The sequence below is a fragment of the Actinophytocola sp. genome (assembly GCF_050699935.1).
GTDB lineage: Bacteria > Actinomycetota > Actinomycetes > Mycobacteriales > Pseudonocardiaceae > Actinophytocola.
The window spans coordinates 1-5,061 of record NZ_JBOHGB010000256.1 but is presented as its reverse complement, the minus strand read 5'-3'; the positions used below and the strand labels follow the sequence as shown (position 1 = coordinate 5,061).

Here is a 5,061-nt window from a genome sequence, read left to right as displayed (position 1 = left end):
CGCGCAGCAGGACAACGCCAAGCAGGTGTCCGACGTCGAGAACTTCCTCACCAAGCAGATCGACCTGCTGATCATCAGCCCGAACGAGGCCACGCCGCTGACCGCCGTGGTGGCGAAGGCGTACAACAAGGGCATCCCCGTGATCGTGCTGGACCGCAAGGTCGACGGCGACGCCTACACCACCTGGATCGGCGCCGACAACGTGGAGATCGGCCGGACGGCGGGCGAGTACGTGGCCGAGCAGCTGCTGCCGAACGGCGGCAAGGTCGGCGAGATCCGCGGGCTCGCGGGCGCGACGCCGGCCAAGGAGCGGGGCGACGGGTTCCGCGAGGGCATCGAGGGCAAGGACATCGAGATCGTCGCCACGGCCGACGGCGACTGGCTGCGGGAGAAGGGCCAGACCCAGGCCGACGCGATGTTCAAGGCGCACCCGGACATCCAGGTTCTCTACGCGCACAACGACCCGATGGCCGAGGGCGCGTACCTGGCCGCGAAGGCCGCGGGCCAGGAGAAGTCGATGAAGTTCATCGGCATCGACGGCCTGCCGATCCCGTCCGGTGGCCTCAAGGCCGTCGAGGAGGGCCGGTTGTCCGCGACCCTCATCTACCCGACGGCCGGCAAGGAGGCCGTGGAGACGGCGAAGAAGATCCTCATCGACTGCGACGAGGTGCCGAAGACGCAGACGCTGGAGACCCAGCTGATCACCGCCGAGAACGCGACCCAGGTCTACGACGAGGCCAACAGCTGACCCGCCGCACTCGCGAGTCCAACGCTCGCGACCCGCGAGTCCAACGCTCGCGACCCGCGAGTCCAACACTCGCGACCCGCGAGTCCAACGTTCCGGCGGTTCCGAACGGGGGACTCGCGTGCGGGAGCGGGGGACTCGCTGGTTCGGAGTGTTGGACTCGCGGGTTTGGAGTGTTGGACTCGCGGGGCTGGAGGGTTGGACTCGCGGTCAGGTTCGGTGGGAGCTGCCTCGTTCGATGAGGCGGGCGCCCAGCGTCGTCGTGGTCGGGGCGCGGCCGTTGTCGGCGATGCGGGCCAGCAGCAGCTGCGCCGCCACCGAGCCGATCTCGTAGGCCGGCTGCGCCACCACGGTCAGCGGCGGGTCGACCAGGCCGGCCCACGGCACGTCGTCGAACGCCACCACGCCGACGTCCGCTCCGGGGCGCAGCGAGTGCGACCGGAGCGCCGCCAGCACGCCGATGGCCATCGCGCTGTTGGCGACCAGCAGGGCGTCCGGCGGCTCCGCCTGCTCCAGCAGCTCCCGGCACGCCCTGCCGGCGCCGGCCTCCTTGAACTCCGTGCGGCGCACGAGCCGGGGAGACGTGCGGACCTTCGCCGAGCGCAGCGCGTCGCGGTAGCCGGCCAGGCGGTCGTCGGCGGTGCGGACACCGGCCGGGCCCGTGATGCAGCCGATCCGCTCGTAGCCCTGCGCCAGCAGGTGCTCGGTCGCCTGGTGCGCGGCCAGACGGGTGTCGACCAGGACCGTGTCGCTCGTGCGCTCCGGCAGCGGCCGGTCGACGGCGACGAGCGGGGTGCCGCGGTTGATGAGCAGGTCGACGTTGGTGGCGGTCGACGTGGGGGAGATGATCACGCCCGCGACCCGCTCCTGGATCGCCACGTCGACGTACTTGCGCTCCTTCTCGGCGTTCTCGTCCGCGTTGCACAGGACGACCGAGTAGCCGACCGTGTGTGCCACGTCCTCGACCCCGCGCGCGATCGCCGTGAAGAACGGGTTCTCCACGTCGCTGATGATCAGCGCCAACACCGCGGCCTCCTGCCGCCGCAGGTTCCGCGCCGGCCCGTTGGGCAGGTACCCGAGCTCCGCGGCGGCCGCCAGCACCCGGGCCACCAGCTCGGGATCCACTGTGGACTTGCCGTTCAACGCCCTGGACACGGTCGCCGTCGACACGCCGGCCCGGGAGGCAACGTCGCTGATGGTCGCCACAACCGCCTCACTTTCCACCCTCGTCGCAGACACTACCCGGGCCTATTGACACGCCTCAGGGTGCAGAATAGCTTCTGAGAAAACGATTACTCCAGCCCGTGCAAGCAGTGTCGCTCAGGAGGACCGGTGGCCCGTATCGGCGTGATCAACATCTCGGACGGGCGGGACTACGTCCACGGCGGCATCGCCGAGTTCATCCTGGCCAACGAGGACAAGCTCGTCGCCAGGCTCACGGCGGCCGGCCACGACGTCGTCCGCGCCGATGCCCCCGTCTCGTCCAACACCCTCGCGACCTCGTTGGCCAGGCGGATCGAGGCGGCGAACGTCGACCTGACCGTCCTGCACTACTGCGTCTGGGCATTCCCGCACTTCACGATGCTCGCCGCCGGCCAGCTGACGGGTCCGCTGGTGCTGCTCGCCAACATCGACCCGGTCCAGCCGGGCATGGTCGGCATGCTCGCCGCGGGCGGTGCGCTCGACCAGGTCGGCCGCACGCACACCAGGCTGTGGGGCGACCCCGAGGACGACGCGCTCATCGCCCGGATCGGCGTCCGCGCGTCGGCCGCCGGCGCGGTCGCGGCACTGCGCGGGCAGACGTTCGGGCGGATCGGCGGGCGCCCGATGGGCATGAACACCGCGGTCGCCAACACCGACCAGTGGCAGCGACAGTTCGGCGTGGACGTCGAGGAGATCGACCAGTGGGAGATCGTCCGGCGTGCCGAGGCCGCGGACGCCGCCGAGAAGAAGCGCGCCAGGCAGTGGCTCGAGCAGCACGCCACCGTCCACTACGACGGCAAGAAGCTCACCGAGGAGCTGCTCGAGCGCCAGGTCGGCTCCTACCTCGCGATGCGTGAGCTCATCGACGAGTGGCACCTGGACTTCACCGGCATCAAGGGCCAGCCCGAGCTGACCCAGTACTTCGCCACGATGGACATCGCCGAGGCGTTCCTCAACGACCCGTACGACTGGAACGGTCCCAAGGAGCCGCACGTCTGCGCCACCGAGGCGGACATGGACGGCGCGCTGACCATGCAGATCCTCAAGCACCTCTCGGGCACGCCCGTCCTGTTCGCCGACGTCCGGCACTACCACGGCGACCGGGACATCTGGGACCTGTGCAACTCCGGCCAGCACGCCACGTGGTTCGCCGCCCGCAGCGACGACCCGGCGGAGAACCTCGCGAAGGTGCACCTGTACCCGGAGGTGTTCTTCTTCCCGGCCGGTGGCGCGTCCGTGCAGCACGTGGCCGCTCCCGGCGAGATGACGCTCGCCCGGCTGACCCGCGACGACGGCCGGTACCGCCTGCAGCTGATGCTCGGCGAGTTCGAGAACTACGACGAGGCGACCACCGAGGCGCTGACGAAGATGTCCACACCGGAGTGGCCGCACGCGTTCGCCCGGCTCGACGCGCCCGCCGAGGTGTTCCTGTCCCGGTTCGGCGCGAACCACATCCACGCGGTGCCCGGCGACAAGCGGGCAGAGCTGCGCGCCGTGTGCGAGCTGCTCGACGTCACCCTGGACGAGTTCACCCGTGGCTGAGCTGTTCCTCGGCATCGACATCGGCACGTCCAGCTCGAAGGGCGTGCTCGTCACCGGCACCGGGAAGGTCCTGGCCCGGGCGAGCCGCGAGCACCGGACGTCCACGCCGCATCCCGGCTGGGTCGAGCACGACGCGGACGGCGTGTGGTGGGCGGACTTCCTGGCGCTGACCCGTGAGCTGGTCCCGGCCGCCGGTGGTGACGTTGACGGGCGCTTGGCGGGGCTCGGGGTCAGCGGGATCGGCCCGTGCCTGCTGCCCGCCGACGGCGCGGGGCGGCCGCTTCGCCCGGGGATCCTGTACGGGGTCGACACCCGGGCCGGCGCGGAGATCGACGAGCTGACCGCGGAGCTGGGAGCCGAGGAGATCCTGCGCCGCGGCGGCACCCCGCTGTCCAGCCAGGCGGTCGGCCCGAAGATCCGGTGGCTGGCCCGGCACGAGCCGTCCGTCTGGGAGCGGACCGAGCTGCTGCTGATGGCGAGCTCGTACCTGGTGCACCGGCTGACCGGCCGCTACGTGCTCGACCACCACTCGGCGAGCCAGTGCGACCCGATGTACGACCAGAACGCGTTGGACTGGGCCCGCGACTGGGCCGGCCTCCTGGCGCCGGGGCTGGCGCTGCCGGAGCTGGCCTGGCCGACGGAGGTCGTCGGCACGGTCACCGCCGAGGCCGCACGGGAAACCGGCCTGCCGCAAGGACTTCCGGTCACCGCGGGCACCGTGGACGCGTGGGCGGAGGCGACCAGCGTGGGCGTCCGCGAGCCCGGTGACGTGATGGTCATGTACGGCACGACCATGTTCCTGATCCAGATCCTCGAACGGCCGCGGCCGCACCCGGGGCTGTGGACGACGAGTGGCGTGTTCCCCGGCACGCGATCGCTGGCCGCCGGGATGGCCACCTCCGGCGCGGTCACCGACTGGCTGCGCCGGCTCGTCGGCGGTGACTTCGCCGCCCTGGTCGAGGAGGCCGCGGCGGTGCCGGCGGGCAGCCGAGGGCTGTTGCTGCTGCCGTACTTCGCGGGCGAGCGCACCCCGATCTTCGACCCGGACGCGCGCGGCATGATCGCCGGGCTGACGCTGGAGCACGGGCGGGCGGAGCTGTACCGCGCGGCGCTGGAGGGCATCGCGTACGGCGTGCGGCACAACTTCGAGGTCATGCGCGAGGCCGGCGGGCGGCCGCGGCGGCTGGTGGCGGTCGGCGGTGGCACCCGTGGCGGGCTGTGGACCCGGATCGTGTCGGACGTGACCGGGCACGAGCAGCAGGTGCCGACCGAGACCGTCGGCGCGTGCCTGGGCGACGCCCTGCTCGCCGCCGTGGCCACGGGCGTCGAGGTCGACGCCGACGCGTGGAACCCGCCGAGTCACACGGTCGTCCCGGACGGGGCGGCACGGTACGACGAGTACTACCGCCAGTATCGGGCGCTCTATCCGGCGACGGTCGACGTCGCCCACTTCCTCGCGGCCGAGCAGCATGCCGCGGACAGGCTCTGACCGCCTTCCGGACGCCCGGCGCCAGGAACGTGGCAGTCACGGTCTGACTCGCGGCCCGACGTGGACCGCCCCGCGCCGGCGC

General features: G+C 71.7%; 4 protein-coding genes. 3 read left to right on the top strand and 1 reads right to left on the bottom strand.

Annotated features, from left to right (window positions below; all coding sequences use genetic code 11):
* On the top strand, positions 1 to 748 hold a 748-nt coding region (locus ACRDTB_RS37270), incomplete at its 5' end, for a substrate-binding domain-containing protein (RefSeq protein WP_431436971.1).
* 207 nt (positions 749 to 955) lie between these two features.
* On the opposite strand, the gene ACRDTB_RS37265 is transcribed toward ACRDTB_RS37270, so the two are convergent.
* A complete protein-coding gene (locus ACRDTB_RS37265; protein ID WP_431436970.1) occupies positions 956 to 1,951 on the bottom strand; it encodes a LacI family DNA-binding transcriptional regulator in 996 nt (331 codons plus the stop codon).
* 126 nt (positions 1,952 to 2,077) lie between these two features.
* Between ACRDTB_RS37265 and ACRDTB_RS37260 the strand changes: the two genes are divergently transcribed.
* Both ACRDTB_RS37260 and ACRDTB_RS37255 read left to right on the top strand, forming a co-directional pair.
* Positions 2,078 to 3,490 carry an L-fucose/L-arabinose isomerase family protein gene (locus tag ACRDTB_RS37260; RefSeq protein WP_431436969.1) on the top strand — a complete coding sequence of 471 codons (1,413 nt, stop codon included), beginning with the start codon at positions 2,078 to 2,080 and terminating at the stop codon, positions 3,488 to 3,490.
* On the top strand, positions 3,483 to 4,979 hold the full coding sequence (locus tag ACRDTB_RS37255) for an FGGY-family carbohydrate kinase (protein ID WP_431436968.1): 1,497 nt from the start codon (positions 3,483 to 3,485) through the stop codon (positions 4,977 to 4,979). Before ACRDTB_RS37260 ends, ACRDTB_RS37255 begins: the two co-directional genes overlap by 8 nt.
* Positions 4,980 to 5,061: the final 82 nt, after the last annotated feature.